This is a genomic window from Amycolatopsis solani, assembly GCF_033441515.1.
GTDB classification, from domain to species: Bacteria; Actinomycetota; Actinomycetes; order Mycobacteriales; family Pseudonocardiaceae; genus Amycolatopsis; species Amycolatopsis solani.
The window spans coordinates 363505-381021 of sequence record NZ_JAWQJT010000002.1; the positions used below are offsets into that span (position 1 = coordinate 363505).

Consider the following 17517-nt stretch of genomic DNA (forward strand, 5'->3'; position numbering starts at 1 on the left):
CTAGTCCAAGCCCGCCAGTTCCGCGCGGATCCCTTCCACCGCCGCCGATTCCAGCTCCGTGTGGATCGAGATCGCCAGCTCGTAGTGCTCCCGCGCGCCGTCGACGTCCGTCGCGGCGATGGCTCGGGCGAGGCCGTGGTGGGCGCGGGCTGTCTGGTCGCGGCACTCCGTCCGGATGGCCAGCAGCAGCGCCGCCGCGAAGTTCTCTCGGGCCGTTACCGCGTAGCCGCAGGCGTGGCAGGCCTCGCCCAGGCCGTTCAGCGCCCATGCTTCGCCGACCCGGTCGCCGTTGCGGCGGAAGAGGTCCAGGGCCAGGCGGTGGTGGCCCGCCGCGTCGAAGAGGCGGCCGGCGGTGGCCTCCGCGCGGCCGAGGCCGTCGATGGCCCAGGCTTCGCTGGCGCTGTGGCCCAAGATGCCGAAGATCCCGGCCGCTTCCGCGTGGCGGCGGACGGACTCTTCGGGGCGGCCTTCGGCGGCGGCCAGCTCGCCCAGGCCGAGCTGGACCCACGCCTCGCCGAAGCGGTGGCCGGCGCGGGTGTGCAGCTCCAGTGCCTGCCGCAGGTGGTGGTGGCCCGTCGTGGTGTCGCCGGTGCGGACCTCGACCGTGCCGAGGCGGGTCAGGAAGTGCGCGCGGCCGCTCGTGTCGCCGATCCGGTCGAACATCGCCAGCGCCTGCTTGAAGTAGCCGGTCGCCGGGCGGTAGCGGCCCGCGCTTTCCTCGATCATGCCGACGTTGCCGACCGCGCGCGCCTGGCCGAGCACGTCGCCGAGCTCCTCGTACAGCCGATGAGCGGCCCACATTTCCGCCGCGGCGGGCTCGCCGCGGCCGGCCTGGTTGTGGACGTTGCCCAGTGCGATGCACGCGTTGGCCTCGGCCGCGCGGTCGCCGGTGGCGTGCGCCGCGGCCCGCGCGTGGGTGTTGATCACCAGCGCCACCGCCTCGTGGTGGCCGTCGAGGTAGCGGAACAGGAGCGCCGACAGCGTCACGGCGTGTTCCGGCCGCTCGCGCGTCGCCGCGTGGACGACGAGGGCCTGCACCGCCGGGAGTTCCGCGTCCAGCCACTCGTGCGCGGCCTCGGTGTCCGCGAACGCCGGCACCGGGCTGACGGCGGCGGGCACGGACGGCCGCCGGTGGGATTCGCCGGGGTAGAGGCGGTCCATCGCCGCGCCGATGGTCGCGAAGTAGTAGCGGTAGACGCCGTCCAGCGGGAACTCGCCGCCGGTTTCCGCGGCGTACGCCTTGAGCAGGTCGTGCATGCCGTACCGGTCGGCGCCGGCGGCGTGCACGAGGTGCGCGCGGACGAGGACGTCCAGCAGCCGCCGGGCTTCTTCGAGCGGGCGGTCCGCGAGCGCCGCCAGCGCGTGGGCGTCGAACAGCGGTGCCGGGTGCCGGCCGAGGGCGGCGAAGGCGCGGTTGGCCTCCGGGCTCAGCTGCCGCAGCGACCACGAGAACACCGCGCGGACGGCGGCCCGGCTGTCCCCGCCGCCGCTGAGCACGTCCAGGGTGTCCTGGGCCGCGCTCAGCTCGTCGACCAGCCGGGACAGCGGCGTCGCCGGGCGGGACACGGCGTGCTCCGCGGCCAGGCGCAGGGTCAGCGGCAGCCGCACGCACCGCTCGGCCAGCGCCGCCGCGGCCGCCGGTTCCGCGGCCACGCGGCCGCCGATCAGCCGCCGCAGCAACGCGACCGCGTCGTCGGCCGGCAGCCGGTCCAGCTCCACGCGGTGGGCGCCGTGCAGCGCGACCAGCCCGGCGAGCGAGTCCCGGCTGGTGACCACGACGACGCAGCTGGCCGTGCCCGGCAGCAGCGGCCGGACCTGCTCGACCGTCGCCGCGTTGTCCAGCACGAGGAGCATCCGCCGGGCCGCGACTGCCGTCCGGAGCCGGGCGGCGCGCTCGGCGGGCCGCAGCGGGATTTCCGTGCCGGGCGGCAGCACCGCGGTCAGCAGCACGGCCAGCGCGTCGGCCGGGGACACCGGTTCGCCCGGGTCGTACCCGCACAGGTCGAGGTACAGCTGGCCGTCCGGGAAGCGGTCGCGGGAGCGGTGCCCCCAGTGCACGGCCGTGGCCGTCTTGCCCGCGCCGGGCGTGCCGGTGACGCAGACGACCACCGGTTCGTCCCCGCTCCCGCCGGCGACCCGGTCGAGCTCGGCCAGTTCGCCGTCCCGGCCCATGAACGCGGTCGCGTCGGCGGGCAGCTGCGCGGGAACGGCGACGGTGGGCACGGCCGACGTCCGGAGGTCGTGGCGCAGCACGGCTTCGTGCACGGCGGCGAGCCCGGGGCCGGGATCCACGCCGAGTTCTTCGCGCAGCGCCCGGCGTGTCCGCTCGAACAACGCGAGCGCGTCGGAACCGCGGCCGACGGCGTAAAACGCGCGCATCAACGCCGCGGCGGCCCGTTCCTGCAATGGATTTTCGTCGGAAAGCTCGGTCAGCCGCGCGATCGTCGACGCCGGGTCGCCGGCGCCGATCTCGGCTTCGGCCCACGCCACGACGGCGTCCGCGTGTTCCTGGCGCAGGGCCCGCCGGGTCCGTTCCGCCCAGTGCCCGCGCAGCCCGGCGAGCGGTTCGCCGTGCCACAGCGAAAGGGCGCGCCGCAGGGCACCGGCGTCGGCGGGGTGTTCGCGCACGACGCTGCGGAACCGGAAGACGTCGACCTGCTCGGGCCGGACGTCGAGGCGGTAGCCGCCGGAATCCCGCGCCACGCGGGCACCCCCGGGATCGGCTTGTTCGAGCACGCGCCGGATCCGGGTGATGTGCGCCTGCAGCGACCGGCGGACCTGCTGCGGCGGCGATTCACCCCAGACCCGGTCGACGAGCACGTCGACCCCGACGGTCCGCCCCGCCTCGAACAGCAGCACGGCGAGCACCGCTTGCCGGCGCGGCTCGCCGAGCTCGACGGGCCGGCCGCCCGCGTCCAGGCGGAGCGGTCCCAGGACCCGGAAATCCACGCTGCCCTCCCCGGCGGACGGAAACTTGTCGCATTTGTCCCTCGGCGCATGGTAGAGCCGCCATTTCCAAGACCACAACGCTATTTGCGGCCGGAATCGTTTTCCTGAACTGGCGTGGAAAACCGTTCATTTTCGCCTTCACCAGGGCAGGGAGGAAAATCGCGCACCGCGGGCGGTGGGCGTCGAAAAGAGCGGCCGCGCCCGGCGCCTGGCGTCCGTCCACTCGGGACGGCGGGAGGTCCGCCGCCGGACGCAGTAGGCTGAGGCGAATGAGCGCGGTATCCGGCACGGAGCACTCGATGGTCGAAACCCGGCACCAGACCCGGTTGCTGACCCTGCTCCGGGACGAAGGCCCGATGTCGCGGGTCGAACTGGGGGAGCGGCTCGAGCTGCCGCGGGCGCGGGTGGGCGCCGAGGTGGCCCGGCTCGCCGAGGTCGGGCTGGTCGAGGCCGCCGGGCCGTCGGCCAGCCGGGGCGGGCGGCGGTCGACGCTGGTGCGGCTGGCCGGTGACCTGCGGGTGCTCGCCGTCGACGTCGGCGCGACGTCGGTCGGGGTGGCGGTCACCGACGCCTCGTGCGAGGTGCTCGCGCACGCCGTCGAGGACTGCGACGTGCGGCAGGGCCCGCACCCGGTGCTGCGGCGGGTCGCCGAACTCGCCGGGAAGGTGCGGGACGAGGCACCCGGGCGGCTGGTCGCGGCCGGGATCGGGCTGCCGGGGCCGGTCAGCTTCGCCGAGGGCATGGCGGTCGCGCCGCCGATCATGCCGGGGTGGGACCGGTTCAGCGTGCGCGACCACCTCAGCGGGCTGTGGGGCTGCCCGGTCGCGGTGGACAACGACGTCAACGCGATGGCGCTCGGGGAGCGGCACGCCGGGGTCGCGCGGTCGACCGACGACCTGATGTTCGTCAAGATCGGCACCGGGATCGGCTGCGGCATCGTGCTCGGCGGCAAGGTGTACCGCGGGGTCGCGGGCACGGCCGGCGACATCGGGCACATCCGGCTCGACGACTTCGGCCCGACCTGCGCGTGCGGCGAGGTCGGCTGCCTGGAGGCCTACTTCGGCGGCGCCGCCCTGGCCCGCGACGGACTGGCGCTGGCCCGCAGCGGCCGCTCGGCGCACCTCGCCGAGGTGGCCGCCGACGGCGGGGCGGTGACGGCCCGTGACGTCGGCCGCGCGGCGGCGGCGGGCGACTTCGGCGCGGTCAACCTCATCCGCGACGGCGGACGGCGGCTCGGCCAGGTCATCGCGTCGCTGGTCTGCTTCATCAACCCGGGGATGGTCGTGATCGGCGGCGGGGTGGCGCAGCTCGGGCACCAGCTGCTGGCCGAGGTGCGCAGCGCGGTGTACCGCCGGTCGCTGCCGCTGGCGACGGGCAACCTCCCGATCGTGCTGTCCGAGCTCGGCGACACGGCAGGCGTGATCGGCGCGGCCTGGTCGGCGACGGACCGCGCGTTCACCTTGAGCAGCTGACCCCGCCGCTGGCCGGCTCACGTTCGGTGGCTGAACAACCCCGAGAAGTAACGTCGAGATCGGACAGACTTTTGCACTGTGCGATCGAAAGTCTGTCCGGTTTCGCACGTCTATCCGGGTGAAAACCGGGCATAGAGCGACCACTTCACCTTGACGAGTGACCCAGACCACCCTACTTTCGCTGCCTGAGCGACAAAGTCCGTTCAGTGGGCAGCACAAGTTGGGGGCATCGTGGCCGTCACCGGGACCAGGCGAGCCGATCCGGCGAGCCCGCGTACCGCGAACCTGGCCGCGGTCCTGCGAGCGCTGCGGGGCGGACCGCTCTCGCGGACGCAGCTGGCCGCCCGGTGCGGGATCGCGAAGTCGGCGGTTCCCGGCCTGCTCACCGACCTCGCCGGGCGCGGGCTCGTCCGGCCCGCCGGGGTCCTGCCTGGTAACGGGCGGCCGAGCCGGCTGGTCGAGCTGCACGGCGAGGACGCGTACGCGCTGGCCTTGAGCATCGAAGCCGACCGGCTGGCGGCGGTGGTCACCGATCTGTCCGGGCGGGTGCTGGCCGAGCGGGCCGAGACCGTCGACGTCGCCGCGCTCGGCCTGTTGAGAGGCATGGACGAGCTCGCCCACCTCGCCCACCAGGTGCTGCCCGGCGCCCCGGTCGGGGTCGCGATCTCGGTGCCCGGCCTGGTCGACTCGGCCGCCGCCGTGCTGAGACTCGCGCCGGCGCTGCGTTGGCGGGATGCCGAGATCGCCGGCCTGATGGCCGCGCGGCTGGCCGTCCCGGCCGAGGCCATCGCCGTTGACAACGATGCCAACCTTGGCGCGCTCGCCGAATCGGTCGACGGGGCCGACGACCTGTTCTACCTCAGCGGCGGGACGACCGTCGGCGGCGGCCTCGTCTCCGCCGGCACGATCCTGCGCGGCGCGCGCGGGTTCGCGGGCGAGGTCGGGCACATCGCCGTCGACCCGTCCGGCGAGCGCTGCGCGTGCGGCCGGACCGGCTGCCTGGAAACCAAGGCGAACCTGGCCGCGGTCCTGCGCGCCGCCGCGCCGCCCGGCGATCCGCTGCACGATCCCGCCCTCGGCGTCGAAGGGCGGGTCGGCCTGCTCGAAGACCGCGTCCGGCGGGGCGACCAGCGCGCGGTCACGGCGGTGCACGAACTCGGCGTCGCCCTCGGCATCGCGCTGTCCACCGTGGTCGACGTGCTCGACCCGGACGTCGTCGTCCTCGGCGGCTACTTCGCCGAGCTCGGCGAGTGGCTGGTCGAGCCGGTCCGCGTCGAGCTCGCCGCCCGGCCGCTCGGTCACGCCCGGGTCGTGCCGTCCCGGCTCGGCCTCAAAGCCCCGCTGCGGGGCGCCGCGCACCTGGCCGCCGAGCGGCTGTTCGCGAACCCGACGCTCGTCGAGGAGGCCACGGTATGACGCTGCTGTCCGTCCGCGGGATCGTGAAGGCCTTCCCCGGCGTCCGCGCGCTCGACGGCGTCGACCTCGACGTCGAGCCCGGCGAAGTGCACTGCCTGCTCGGCCAGAACGGCGCGGGCAAGTCGACGCTGATCAAGGTCCTCGCCGGCGCGCACCGGCCGGACGCGGGGGAGCTCAGGTGGCAGGGCGAGCCCGTCTCGCTCAGCTCGCCGGTCGACGCCCTGCGCCTCGGCATCGCCACCATGTACCAGGAACTCGACCTGGTGCCCGGGCTTTCGGTGGCGGACAACATCTTCCTCGGCCACGAACGCGCCCGCTTCGGGTTCACGCGGATCTCGCAGGCCCGCGACGAGGCCGCCCGCCTGATGGCCCGGCTCGGCCACCCGGACATCCGCCCGTCGACCGAGGTCGGCAAGCTCTCCGCGGCCGGGCAGCAGCTGGTGTCGATGGCCCGCGCGCTGGCCCACGACGCCCGGCTGCTCGTGATGGACGAACCGACCGCCGCGCTGGCCGGCGAGGAGGTCGACAACCTCTTCCGCATCGTCGGCGAGCTGACCGCCGACGGCGTCGCGGTCGTCTACATCTCGCACCGGCTCGAAGAACTGCGCCGGATCGGGCACCGGGTGACTGTGCTCAAGGACGGCCGGACCGTCGGCACCGGCCTCGACGCCCGCACGACGCCGACCGCCGACCTGGTCGCGCTGATGGCCGGGCGCAAGGTCGAGACCGTCTTCGGGCCGCGCCACGAGGGACACGCCAAGTCCACGCCGGTGCTCGAAGTCGCGAACCTGTCCCGCAAGGGCGAGTTCGAGGACATCGGCTTCACCGTCCACGCGGGCGAGGTCGTCGGCATCGCCGGGCTGGTCGGCTCCGGGCGCAGCGAGCTGCTCGAGACGATCTTCGGCGCGCGCAAGCCCGACACCGGCACCGTCGCGGTGCAGGGCAAGCAGCTGCGGACCGGCAGCGTGCTCGCCGCCGTCAAGGCCGGCATCGGCCTCGCGCCGGAAGAGCGCAAGAGCCAGGGCCTGCTGCTGGACCTGCCGGTGGTGCACAACGTGACCCTGGCGAGCCTCGACCGCTACGCGAAGCTCGGCTTCAGCGAGCGCGCGAAGGAACTGGAGGACGCCGGCGCGAGCCTGCGCCGCCTCGACCTGCGGCCCGCCGATCCGCGGCGGATCGTCCGCACGCTGTCCGGCGGCAACCAGCAGAAGGCCGTGCTCGCGCGGTGGCTGGTCCGCGGGTGCCGGGTGCTGCTGCTCGACGAGCCGACGCGCGGCGTCGACGTCGGCGCCCGGGCCGAGCTGTACCGGCTGATCGACGAGCTGGCCGCGACCGGCGTCGCGATCGTGCTGGTGTCCAGCGAAATCCCCGAGGTGCTCGGGCTGTCCGACCGGGTGCTGGTGCTGCGCGAGGGCCGCGTCCTCGCCGACCGGCGCTCCGGCGGGCTGACCGAGGCCGAGGTGCTCGACGTGATCCTGGAGGGCAGCGCGGCATGACCGAAACCCAAGCACCGCCACAGGAAGCGCTTCCCGCGCCGAGGCGGCGGTTCACCTTCTCCGCCGATCCACGGCTGCTCGGTCTCGCCGGCGTGCTCGTGGTCCTGTGCCTGGTCGGCCAGTTCACCCGGCCCGAACTGTTCTTCACCGAAAGCAACATCTCGACGATCCTGCGGCTGGCCGCCGCGATCGGCGTGGTCAGCGTCGGGATGACGTTCGTGATCATCAGCGGCGGCATCGACCTGTCCGTCGGCTCGATGGTCGGCCTGGCCGGCGTCTGGCTGACCACGCTGGCGACGCAGTCGTACGGCCCGTTCGTGATGGTCGTCTGCGGGCTCGCCGTGGGCCTCGGCTGCGGGCTGGTCAACGGCGTGCTCGTCGCCTACGGCAAGGTCGTGCCGTTCATCGCGACGCTCGCGATGTACGTCTCGGCGCGCGGGCTCGCCGAGCGGATCAGCGGCCGCCGCACCCAGGTCGTCGCCGACCAGGACTTCCTGGCGTTCTTCCGCGGCGGGTTCCTCGGCATCCCGACGCTGATCTGGCTGTTCGCGCTGGTGTTCGCGGTGGGATGGGTGGTGCTCAACCGCACCACCTTCGGCCGCCGGACGTACGCGGTCGGCGGCAACCCCGAGGCGTCGCGGCTGGCCGGGATCAACGTCAAGCGGCACCTCGCGCTCGTCTACGGCGTGGCCGGGCTGTGCTGCGGGATCGCCGCCCTCATGGTCGTCGCGCGGACGACGGCGGGCGCGTCGACCAACGGCATGTTCTACGAGCTCGACGCGATCGCCGCGGTGGTCATCGGCGGCACGCTGCTGACCGGCGGGCGCGGCTCGCTGATCGGCACCCTGATCGGCGTGCTGATCTTCACCGTGCTGTCGAACATCTTCACGCTCAACAACCTGGACACCGACATCCAGAACATCGCCAAAGGCGTGATCATCGTGCTCGCCGTGCTCTTGCAGTTCCGGGCCAGGAAAGCCAGGACCGGTCCGTAGAAAAACCTTTGGAGGCCGTCATGACCGAACAACCCTTCCTCGGCCGCCGGGGATTCCTGCTGGGCGGGGCCGCCGTCGGCGCCGGCGCGCTGCTGGCCGGCTGCACGTCGAACACCCCCGCGAACTCGGAGTCGAACGCGCCGGTCGCCAACGCGGGCAGCAACGCCCAGCCGGGCAAGCCGGTCACGATCGGCTTCTCCGCGCCCGCGGCCGACCACGGGTGGATCGCGGCGATCACCAAGAACGCCAAGGCGCAGGCGCAGAAGTTCAGCGAGGTGAAGTTCAACGCCACCGAGGGCACCAACGACGTCAACCAGCAGATCTCCCAGGTGGAGACGCTGATCAACGCCAAGGTCGACGTGCTGGTGATCCTGCCCTTCGACGGCAAGGCGCTCACGTCGGTGGGCCAGCAGGCGATGGACGCCGGCATCCCGGTGATCAACCTCGACCGCGTCTTCGACACGCCGCTGGCGTACCGGACGTGGATCGGCGGCGACAACTACCGGATGGGCGTGAACGCGGGCAACTACATCGCCGCGGAGCTCAAGAAGAAGAACGTCGCGAACCCGATCATCGGCGAGGTGGCCGGGATCGACTCGCTGCCGCTGACCCAGGAACGCAGCAAGGGCTTCGCGGACGCGCTGGGGCGCAGCGGTTTCAAGGTCGGCCCGCGCGTGTCGGCGCAGTTCACGTCGGAGTCGGGCGAGCAGCAGACCGCGAACCTGCTCCAGGGCGCGCCCAAGCTGGACGCGCTGTGGAACCACGACGACGACCAGGGCATCGGCGTCAACGCGGCGATCGACACCGCGGGGCGCAAGGAGTTCATCATGGTCGGCGGGGCCGGCTCGAAGAACATGATGAACCTGATCAAGGCGGATGCCTCGCCGATCAAGGCGACCGTGCTCTACAGCCCGTCGATGGCCTCGACCGCGGTCGCGCTGGCCCGCCTGCTCGGGCAGGGCAAGGGGATCGGCGACCTGGCCGAGCACGACATCCCGGCCGAGATCACCACGTACTCGGCGGTCGTGACCAAGGAGAACGTCGACCAGTACCTCGACGTCGGCTTCGACTCCTGACCCCCTCGTGAGTGTTTAGGAGGGTTCTAACCCTCCTAAACACTCACGACCACTTGCACCGAAACCAAAAGGAGGGGTATGAGCCCGGGACGGGAAACCATCGGGATCGGCATGGTCGGGCACGCGTTCATGGGGGCGGTGCACTCGCACGCCTGGCGCAGCGTGCACCGGTTCTTCGACCCGCCGCTGGTGCCGAGGCTCGCGGTGCTCGGCGGCCGCGACGAAGCCCGGGCCACGGCGGCCGCGGAGAAGTTCGGCTGGGACGCGGTCGAGACCGACTGGCGGAAGCTCGTCGCCCGGGACGACGTCGGCCTGGTCGACGTCTGCACGCCGGGGGACAGCCACGCGGAGATCGCGATCGCCGCGCTCGAGGCCGGCAAGCACGTGCTGTGCGAGAAACCGCTGGCCAACACGGTCGCGGAGGCCGAGGCGATGGCCGAGGCGGCGCGGCGGGCCCGTGAACGCGGGGTGCGGGCCATGGTCGCGTTCAACTACCGCCGGGTGCCCGCGCTCGCGCACGCCAGGAAACTGGTGGCGAGCGGGGCACTCGGGGAGATCCGGCACGTCCGGTCGGTGTACCTGCAGGACTGGCTGTCCGATCCGGAAGCACCGATGACCTGGCGGCTCCGCAAGGAGTCCGCCGGGTCGGGGGCGCTGGGCGACCTGGGCGCGCACATCGTCGACGCCGCCCAGTTCGTCACCGGCGACCTGATCACCGGCGTCTCGGCGCTGACGAACACCTTCGTCAAGCAGCGCCCGGCCGAGAACGGCGGCACCGACGACGTGACGGTCGACGACACCGCGTTGTTCCTGGCCCGGCTGGCCGGGGGAGCGGTGGCGACCTTCGAGGCGACCCGCTTCGCGCTCGGCCGCAAGAACGCGATGCGGCTGGAGGTCAACGGGTCGAAGGCGAGCCTGGCGTTCGACTTCGAGTCGATGAACGAGCTGCAGTGGTACGAGGGCAGCGGCACCGAAGCCGGCTTCCGCCGCATCCTCGTCACCGAGCCGCAGCACCCGTACGTCGGCGCCTGGTGGCCGCCGGGGCACCTGCTCGGCTACGAGCACACGTTCACCCACGAGGTCGCCGACTTCCTGGACGCCATCGGCGCGGGCACCGATCCCGCGCCGAGCTTCGACGACGGCCTGCGGGTCCAGCGGGTGCTCGACGCCGTGGAGAAGAGCGCGGCCGCCGAAGCGAAGTGGACCGCGGTGGAGGAGGAAAAGTGAGCCGTCCCGTCACGTTGTTCACCGGCCAGTGGGCCGACCTGCCGTTCACGGAGGTCTGCAAGCTGGCCGCCGACTGGGGGTACGACGGCCTGGAAATCGCCTGCTCGGGCGACCACTTCGAGGTGGACCGCGCCCTGGCCGAAGAAGACTACGTGCCGGGGCGGCTGCGGCTGCTCGCCGAGCACGGGCTCAAGGTGTGGGCGATCTCGAACCACCTCGTCGGCCAGGCCGTCTGCGACGACCCGATCGACGCCCGCCACCGCGCGATCCTGCCGTCGCGCATCTGGGGCGACGGCGAACCCGAGGGCGTCCGGCAGCGGGCGGCCGCCGAAATGGCCGACACCGCGCGAGCCGCGGCCAAGCTCGGCGTGGACACGGTAATCGGTTTCACGGGGTCGAAGATCTGGAAGTACGTCGCGATGTTTCCCCCGGTCACGCGCGATGACATCGATGACGGTTACGCGGACTTCGCCCGGCGGTGGCACCCGATCCTCGACGTCTTCGACGAGGCCGGCGTCCGGTTCGCGCACGAGGTCCACCCGTCGGAGATCGCCTACGACTACTGGACGACCAAGCGCGCGCTCGAGGCTGTGGACCACCGGCCCGCGTTCGGGCTGAACTGGGACCCGTCGCACTTCGTCTGGCAGGACCTCGACCCGGTCGGGTTCATCCTCGACTTCGCCGACCGGATCTACCACGTCGACTGCAAGGACACCCGCAAGCGCTTCGACGGCCGCAACGGACGGCTCGGCTCGCACCTGGCCTGGGCGGACCCGCGGCGGGGCTGGGACTTCGTGTCCGTCGGCCACGGCGACGTCCCGTGGGAGGACTGCTTCCGGGCGCTCAACTCGATCGGCTACGCCGGCCCCATCTCGGTGGAGTGGGAAGACGCCGGGATGGACCGCCTCCGCGGCGCGGCGGAGGCGGTGAAGTACCTGCGCGAGCACCTGTTCGACCAGCCGTCGGCGGCTTTCGACGCGGCTTTCAGCAACCAGAGATGAGGGAGTTCCATGTGCGGTCCTGAAGCTGAGCAGCACTCCCGACGAACGTTCCTGAACGTGGCGACGGCGGCCCTCACGGTGGGGGCGGCGGCCATCGCACTACCTGGCACCGCGGACGCCTCCCCGGCCCGCCGGCGCGTCCCGCTCGACCGGATCAGCATCCAGCTCTACTCACTGCGGTCGCTGCTGCAGAACGACCCGGAAGGCACGCTCTCCGCGCTGGCCGACATCGGCTACCGGAAGGTCGAGCTGGCCGGGACGTACGGCCGCAGCGCCACCGAGTTCCGCGCCATCCTCGACCGCAACCACCTCGAGGCGTCCTCGACGCACGTCGGGATCGACGGCGACCTGAACCAGACCATCGCCGACGCCAAGATCCTCGGCAACTCCTCCGCCGTGGTGCCGTACGCGAACTTCGGCACCATCGCGGAATGGGAAGCCTTCGCCGGCCGCATGAACACCGCCGCGGTCGCCTTCAAGAAGGCCGGGCTCGCGCTCGGGTACCACAACCACGACCACGAGTTCGCCCCGATCGGCGGGGTGGTGCCGTACGACGTGCTCACCGCGAAGACGGACAAGCGGCTCGTGCACCTGGAGATCGACCTGTTCTGGGCGGTGAACGGCGGCGCGGACCCGGTCGAGCTGTTCCGGCGCAACTACCCGCGTGTCAAGCAATACCACGTGAAGGACCGGACCGCGGACGGGCAGATGGTCGACCCCGGCGCCGGCGTCATCAACTTCCCGCGCATCTTCGCCGCGTCCTGCCACACCATCGGCGAGTACATCGTCGAGCACGACCAGCCCGCCGACCCGCTGAACACCGCCAAGGCCGGTTTCGAATACCTCCGCACCGTGCGGTTCTGAGACCCCGGGGGAATCCACATGCGAGTGTCACGTCGGTCGATGCTGGCCGGAACCGCCGCGGGCGTCCTCGCGCCCGCGGTCGGGATGGCCGATTCGGCCTACGCGGCGGGCTTGAACCGCCAGATCACCATCTACGCCGAAGCCCTGCCCGGCGGCCTCTACGGCTACGGCCTCGAGCCGGGCAAGGCCACCATCCCCGGGCCGCTGCTGGAGATCTACGAGGGCGACACCCTCGAGATCGAACTGGTCAACCGGACCGACCAGCGGCTGTCGATCCACCCGCACGGCGTCAACTACGACACCGGGTCCGACGGCGCCCCGCTCAACGCGTCGTTCAACAAGCCGGGCGAAACCCGGACCTACACGTGGAAAACGCGCGCCCGGTACGACGCGGGCGGCGGGTTCTGGATGCCGGGCAACGCCGGCTACTGGCACTACCACGACCACGCGATGGGCACCGACCACGGCACCGCCGGCCTGGCCCGCGGGCTCTACGGCGGGTTGATCGTGCGCAAGCGCGGCGACCTGCTGCCCAGCAAGCAGTACACCGTCGTGTTCAACGAGATGATGATCAACCACAAGATGGCGCCCGACACGCCGATCCTCGAGGCGCGGCTCGGCGAGCGCGTCGAGTGGGTCTGCATCGGGTACGGCAGCCTGCCGCACACGTTCCACCTGCACGCCCACCGCTGGGCCGACACCCGCACCGGGATGCTCAGCGGCGCCGCTGACAACGCTGCCATCGTCGACAACAAGAACCTCGACCCCGGCAGTTCCTTCGGCTTCCAGGTGATCGCCGGCGAAGGCGTCGGGCCGGGGGCGTGGATGTACCACTGCCACGTCCAGACCCATTCGGACGGCGGGATGGTGGGCCTGTTCCTGGTCCGCAACGCCGACGGCAGCCTGCCGGACGGGGCCCAGGAAGCGATCGACCGGTTCAAGCTGCATGACCACTCAGGGCACGACATGAGCCCGGACGGGCGGACGCACGCATGAGGACGGGAGCTATGAGAAAACGGTGGTTCGGAAGGCGCGGGGCGCTCGTGCTCGCCATCGGCTCGGTCCTCGCGGCCGGTGCCCCGCTGATCACGACGCCGGTGGCGCAGGCCGCGCCCGCCGTGGTGAACGTGCCCGTCAACGTGCTGGTCTTCCACGGCGCGGCGGCGGACCAGAAGGACCCGGTGCTGCGCGCGGCGGACGCCATCGCGCGGCTGGGCACCGACAACGGCATCACGGTGACGGCGTCCTCGGACCCGGCCGTGTTCACCAACGCCAACCTCGCGAAGTACCGCGGGGTCGTCTACCTGTCCGCGCAGGGCGTCACGCTCAGCCGTGACCAGGAAGGCGCGCTGCAGGCGTACATGAAGGCCGGCGGCGGGTTCCTCGGCATCTCCGACGCCGCCCGCGCGCAGGACTCGTCCCAGTGGTTCACCGGCCTGATCGGGGCGCGCCCGGTCGGGGCCCGGCCGACACCCGAAGCGGTGGCGACGGTGACCGCGAGCGCGGAGAACCCGCCGAACGAAACCAAGGAGAAACTGGCCGACAACAACGAAAACACGAAGTGGCTGACGTTCGCGAACACCGGCTGGGCGGCCTACAAGATGGCCACCCCGGTCGCGGTCAGCAGCTACTCGCTGGTGTCGGCCAACGACTTCCCCGGCCGCGACCCGAAGAACTGGACCCTGCAGGGTTCGGCCGACGGGAGCACCTGGGTCGACCTGGACACGCGCACGAACGAGGTGTTCCAGGAAAGGTTCCAGACCCGGACCTTCACCTTCGCCAACACCACGGTCTACCCGAACTACCGGCTGAACATCACCGCGAACGCGGGTGAGCCGCTCATCCAGCTCGCCGACCTCAAGCTGTTCAAGGACACCTCGACGACTCCGCCGCCGCCCGAACCGGCGCCGCAGCAGGCCGTCGTCGACGTCCTCGACGCGCAGCACCCGGCCACCGCCGGGCTGCCGCAGAACTGGACGCGCACCGACCGGTGGCTCAACTGGGAGACCAACCCGGTCGGCACCGTCCACACGGTCGCGCAGGTCGAGGAGAAGGGCTACACCCCGGGGGTCGGCGCGAACGGCGCGTTCCACCCGATCTCCTGGTGCCGCGACTACGACGGCGGCCGGTCCTTCTACACCGGCATGGGCCGCACCGAAGGGTCCTACGGCGAAGACCAGTTCCGGAAGCACCTGCTCGGCGCGCTGCGCTGGACGACCGGGATGGTCCGCGGCGACTGCCAGGCCGGGATCGCCGCGAACTACAAGATCGAGCGGCTGACCGGCAAGAACGCGACCGGGCAGCTCGACCAGATCGGCGAGCCGCACGGGCTCACCATCGCCCCCGACGGCAAGGTGTTCTACATCGGCAAGGCGGCCTGCCCGACCGGCCCGGTCGTCAGCTGGGACGACCCGAACGTCGGGCTCGGCTGCGGCACGATCCACCAGTGGGACCCGGTCACCAAGAAGCCCAAGCTGCTCACGACGTTGCGCGTGATGGGCAACCGGGGCAGCGGCGACGAGCTCGTCAAGAACGAAGAAGGCCTGCTCGGGCTGACGCTGGACCCGAAGTTCGCCGAGAACGGGTACATGTACGCCTACTGGATGCCGCACGAGTCGATCGACCGCGACAAGCGGATCGGCAAGCGCACGGTCTCGCGGTTCACCTACAACCTCACCGCGCAGACGCTCGACCAGGCCACGCGCAAGGACCTGCTGTCGTGGGACGTCCAGATCCACAGCTGCTGCCACGCCGGTGGCGGGATGGCGTTCGACAAGGACGGCAACCTCTACATCGGGTCCGGGGACAACAACTCCTCGGGCGGCTCGAACGGCTACTCGGGCAACAACTGGACACTCGACTACAAGGGCCTTTCGTTCCAGGACGCGCGCCGCACGGCCGGCAACACCAACGACCTCGGCGGCAAGATCCTGCGCATCCACCCGGAGGCCAACGGGACCTACACCATCCCGGCGGGCAACCTGTTCCCGAACGGGCCGGCGGACAAGACGCGCCCGGAGATCTACGTGATGGGCGTCCGCAACATCTCGCGGCTGCAGATCGACCCGGTGCACAACTGGATGACCGCGGGCTGGGTCGGCCCCGACGCGTCTTCGCCGAGCCCGGAGCTCGGGCCGGCGAAGTACGAGACGGCGACGATCATCACCGAGGCGGGCAACCACGGCTGGCCGTACTGCATGGGCAACCGGCAGCCCTACCGCGACCGCAGCAGCACCAACGCCGCGGAGCTGACCGGCTGGTACGACTGCGACAACCCGGTGAACACCTCGCCGCGCAACACCGGCCTGGTGAACCTGCCGCCGATCAAGGACAACATGATCTGGTACTCGCCCGACGGCGGTGGCCCGGTCTTCCCGAAGCGGCCGGGCTCGTCGATCCCGACGTACAACGCGGCGGACGCCACTTACACCCAGCCGTACCTGCGTGGTGGTGGTCAGGCCGTGATGTCCGGGCCGACTTACCACCGCTCGCTGGTCAACACGAACAGCGGCGTCGCGTGGCCGTCGTACTGGGAGAACAAGTGGTTCATCGGCGACGAGTCCAACTCCCAGAACCGGGTCGCGGTGACCGTCGACCCGGCGGGCGTGCCGACGCACCAGCCGCCGGTGTTCGCCGAGACGTTCCGGCAGATCATCCCGGGCGGCTCGGGTGACACCAAGGTGCAGAGCTGGATGGACGCCAAGTTCGGGCCGGACGGCGCGCTGTACGTCCTGGACTACGGCAACGGCTTCTTCTCCCTGGACGCCAACCAGAAGCTGCTGAAGATCAGCTACACCGGCGGGGCGGCGACCCCGGCGCCGGCGGCGACGTCGACGATGGTGCAGAACAAGGCGCTGACGGCGGCGTTCACCGGCTCGAAGTCCGGCGGCGTGTCCTACCGCTGGGAGTTCGGCGACGGCTCGGTGTCCACCCAGGCCGACCCGCGCCACACCTACCCGCGCACGGGGATCTTCACCGCGAAGCTCACCGTGACCTACGCGAACGGCGAGGCGGTGACCACCCGGACGGCGATCAACGTCGGCTGCGCGGTGGCCGATCCGAGCCCGGTGGTGACCTTGGGCGACAGCATCACGAAGGTGGTGAACCGCAACGCCGGCGGTGGCTGTACGGTCGACGACTTCCTCGACGACGAAGGCGTGTGGACGACGCACGCGGCGTTCGTCAACCACGTCGAGCAGGCCACCGAGACGCTGTCGGACCTCGGGGTGCTCAACGACGCCGAAGTGGCGGAGCTGAACGCGGCGGCCGAAGCGTCGCCGATCGGGAAGCCGGGCACGACGGGGTACGAGGCGCTGTTCGACGGCACGGCCGCGTCGCTGCGGGCGTGGGAACAGGCCCCTTCGGGCCAGTTCACGCTGCAACCCGACGGGTCGATCCGCTCGGCGGGTGGGCTGGGCATGCTCTGGTACGCCCAGCGGCAGTTCGGCGACTTCTCGGTGAAGGTCCAGTTCAAGGACATCGCACCGGACGGGTTCCGGGCCAACAGCGGCGTGTTCGTCCGGTTCCCGGACCCGCGGACGCCGCTGGAGCAGCGGCCGCCGGGCAGCTGCGGCACGGTCGGCTCGGCGCGGACGTCGCAGGCGTGGGTGGCCATCTACTGCGGTCACGAGATCCAGATCTACGACGGTGACACCGGTGAGCCGCAGAAGACCGGGTCGGTCTACAACTTCGACCCGCGCACGCTGGACCAGGCGGGCGCGCGGCCGAAGGGGACCTGGAACGAGTACGAGATCAAGGTCGTCGGGCAGCACTACACGATGATCCGCAACGGCGTGGTGATCAACGAGTTCGACAACACGCCGGGCCAGCAGTCGTCCCGCGCGGGTGACCCGCCGACCGACCTGCGGCAGTTCGTCAGCGGGTTCATCGGGCTGCAGAACCACAGCGACAACGACCTGACCGAGTTCCGCAACATCCGGGTGCGGCAGCTGTAGTTCCGCTGTGGCTGGTCGTGAGTGGTAAGTCGGGTTCTAACCCGACTTACCACTCACGACCCTCCT

The 17517-nt window shown here is 71.5% G+C and carries 11 protein-coding genes; 10 read left to right on the plus strand and 1 reads right to left on the minus strand.

Going from position 1 to position 17517, the window contains the following annotated elements:
- Nucleotides 1-2949 (minus strand): AfsR/SARP family transcriptional regulator, encoded by a 2949-nt coding sequence (locus SD460_RS22430; protein WP_318306680.1) that lies wholly within the window; start codon nt 2947-2949, stop codon nt 1-3.
- Between the two features lie 299 nt (nt 2950-3248).
- Between SD460_RS22430 and SD460_RS22435 the strand changes: the two genes are divergently transcribed.
- The 10 genes from SD460_RS22435 to SD460_RS22480 all read left to right on the plus strand — a co-directional run bounded on the left by SD460_RS22435 (nt 3249) and on the right by SD460_RS22480 (nt 17451).
- Nucleotides 3249-4421 (plus strand): ROK family transcriptional regulator, encoded by a 1173-nt coding sequence (locus SD460_RS22435; RefSeq protein ID WP_318307203.1) that lies wholly within the window; start codon nt 3249-3251, stop codon nt 4419-4421.
- A 231-nt stretch (nt 4422-4652) separates the two neighbouring features.
- Nucleotides 4653-5837, plus strand: coding sequence for an ROK family protein (locus SD460_RS22440; RefSeq protein WP_290059206.1), 1185 nt, complete (start codon nt 4653-4655; stop codon nt 5835-5837).
- On the plus strand, nt 5834-7333 hold the full coding sequence (locus SD460_RS22445; RefSeq protein ID WP_290059205.1) for a sugar ABC transporter ATP-binding protein: 1500 nt from the start codon (nt 5834-5836) through the stop codon (nt 7331-7333). Before SD460_RS22440 ends, SD460_RS22445 begins: the two co-directional genes overlap by 4 nt.
- Complete coding sequence (locus SD460_RS22450; protein WP_290059204.1) at nt 7330-8328, plus strand: ABC transporter permease; 999 nt, start codon at nt 7330-7332, stop codon at nt 8326-8328. The genes SD460_RS22445 and SD460_RS22450 overlap by 4 nt, the downstream gene beginning before the upstream one ends.
- Before the next feature lie 20 nt (nt 8329-8348).
- Nucleotides 8349-9404 carry a substrate-binding domain-containing protein gene (locus tag SD460_RS22455; RefSeq protein ID WP_290059203.1) on the plus strand — a complete coding sequence of 352 codons (1056 nt, stop codon included), beginning with the start codon at nt 8349-8351 and terminating at the stop codon, nt 9402-9404.
- Nucleotides 9405-9482: 78 nt separating this feature from the next.
- The gene (locus tag SD460_RS22460; protein WP_290059202.1) at nt 9483-10631 is read left to right on the plus strand and encodes a Gfo/Idh/MocA family protein; all 1149 of its coding nucleotides are present in this window, start codon (nt 9483-9485) and stop codon (nt 10629-10631) included.
- Complete coding sequence (locus SD460_RS22465; RefSeq protein ID WP_290059200.1) at nt 10628-11632, plus strand: sugar phosphate isomerase/epimerase family protein; 1005 nt, start codon at nt 10628-10630, stop codon at nt 11630-11632. Before SD460_RS22460 ends, SD460_RS22465 begins: the two co-directional genes overlap by 4 nt.
- A gap of 9 nt (nt 11633-11641) precedes the next feature.
- A complete protein-coding gene (locus SD460_RS22470; RefSeq protein WP_290059198.1) occupies nt 11642-12496 on the plus strand; it encodes a TIM barrel protein in 855 nt (284 codons plus the stop codon).
- An 18-nt stretch (nt 12497-12514) separates the two neighbouring features.
- Nucleotides 12515-13492 (plus strand): multicopper oxidase domain-containing protein, encoded by a 978-nt coding sequence (locus tag SD460_RS22475; RefSeq protein ID WP_318306681.1) that lies wholly within the window; start codon nt 12515-12517, stop codon nt 13490-13492.
- A gap of 11 nt (nt 13493-13503) precedes the next feature.
- The gene (locus SD460_RS22480) at nt 13504-17451 is read left to right on the plus strand and encodes a ThuA domain-containing protein (protein WP_318306682.1); all 3948 of its coding nucleotides are present in this window, start codon (nt 13504-13506) and stop codon (nt 17449-17451) included.
- Nucleotides 17452-17517 lie beyond the last annotated feature (66 nt).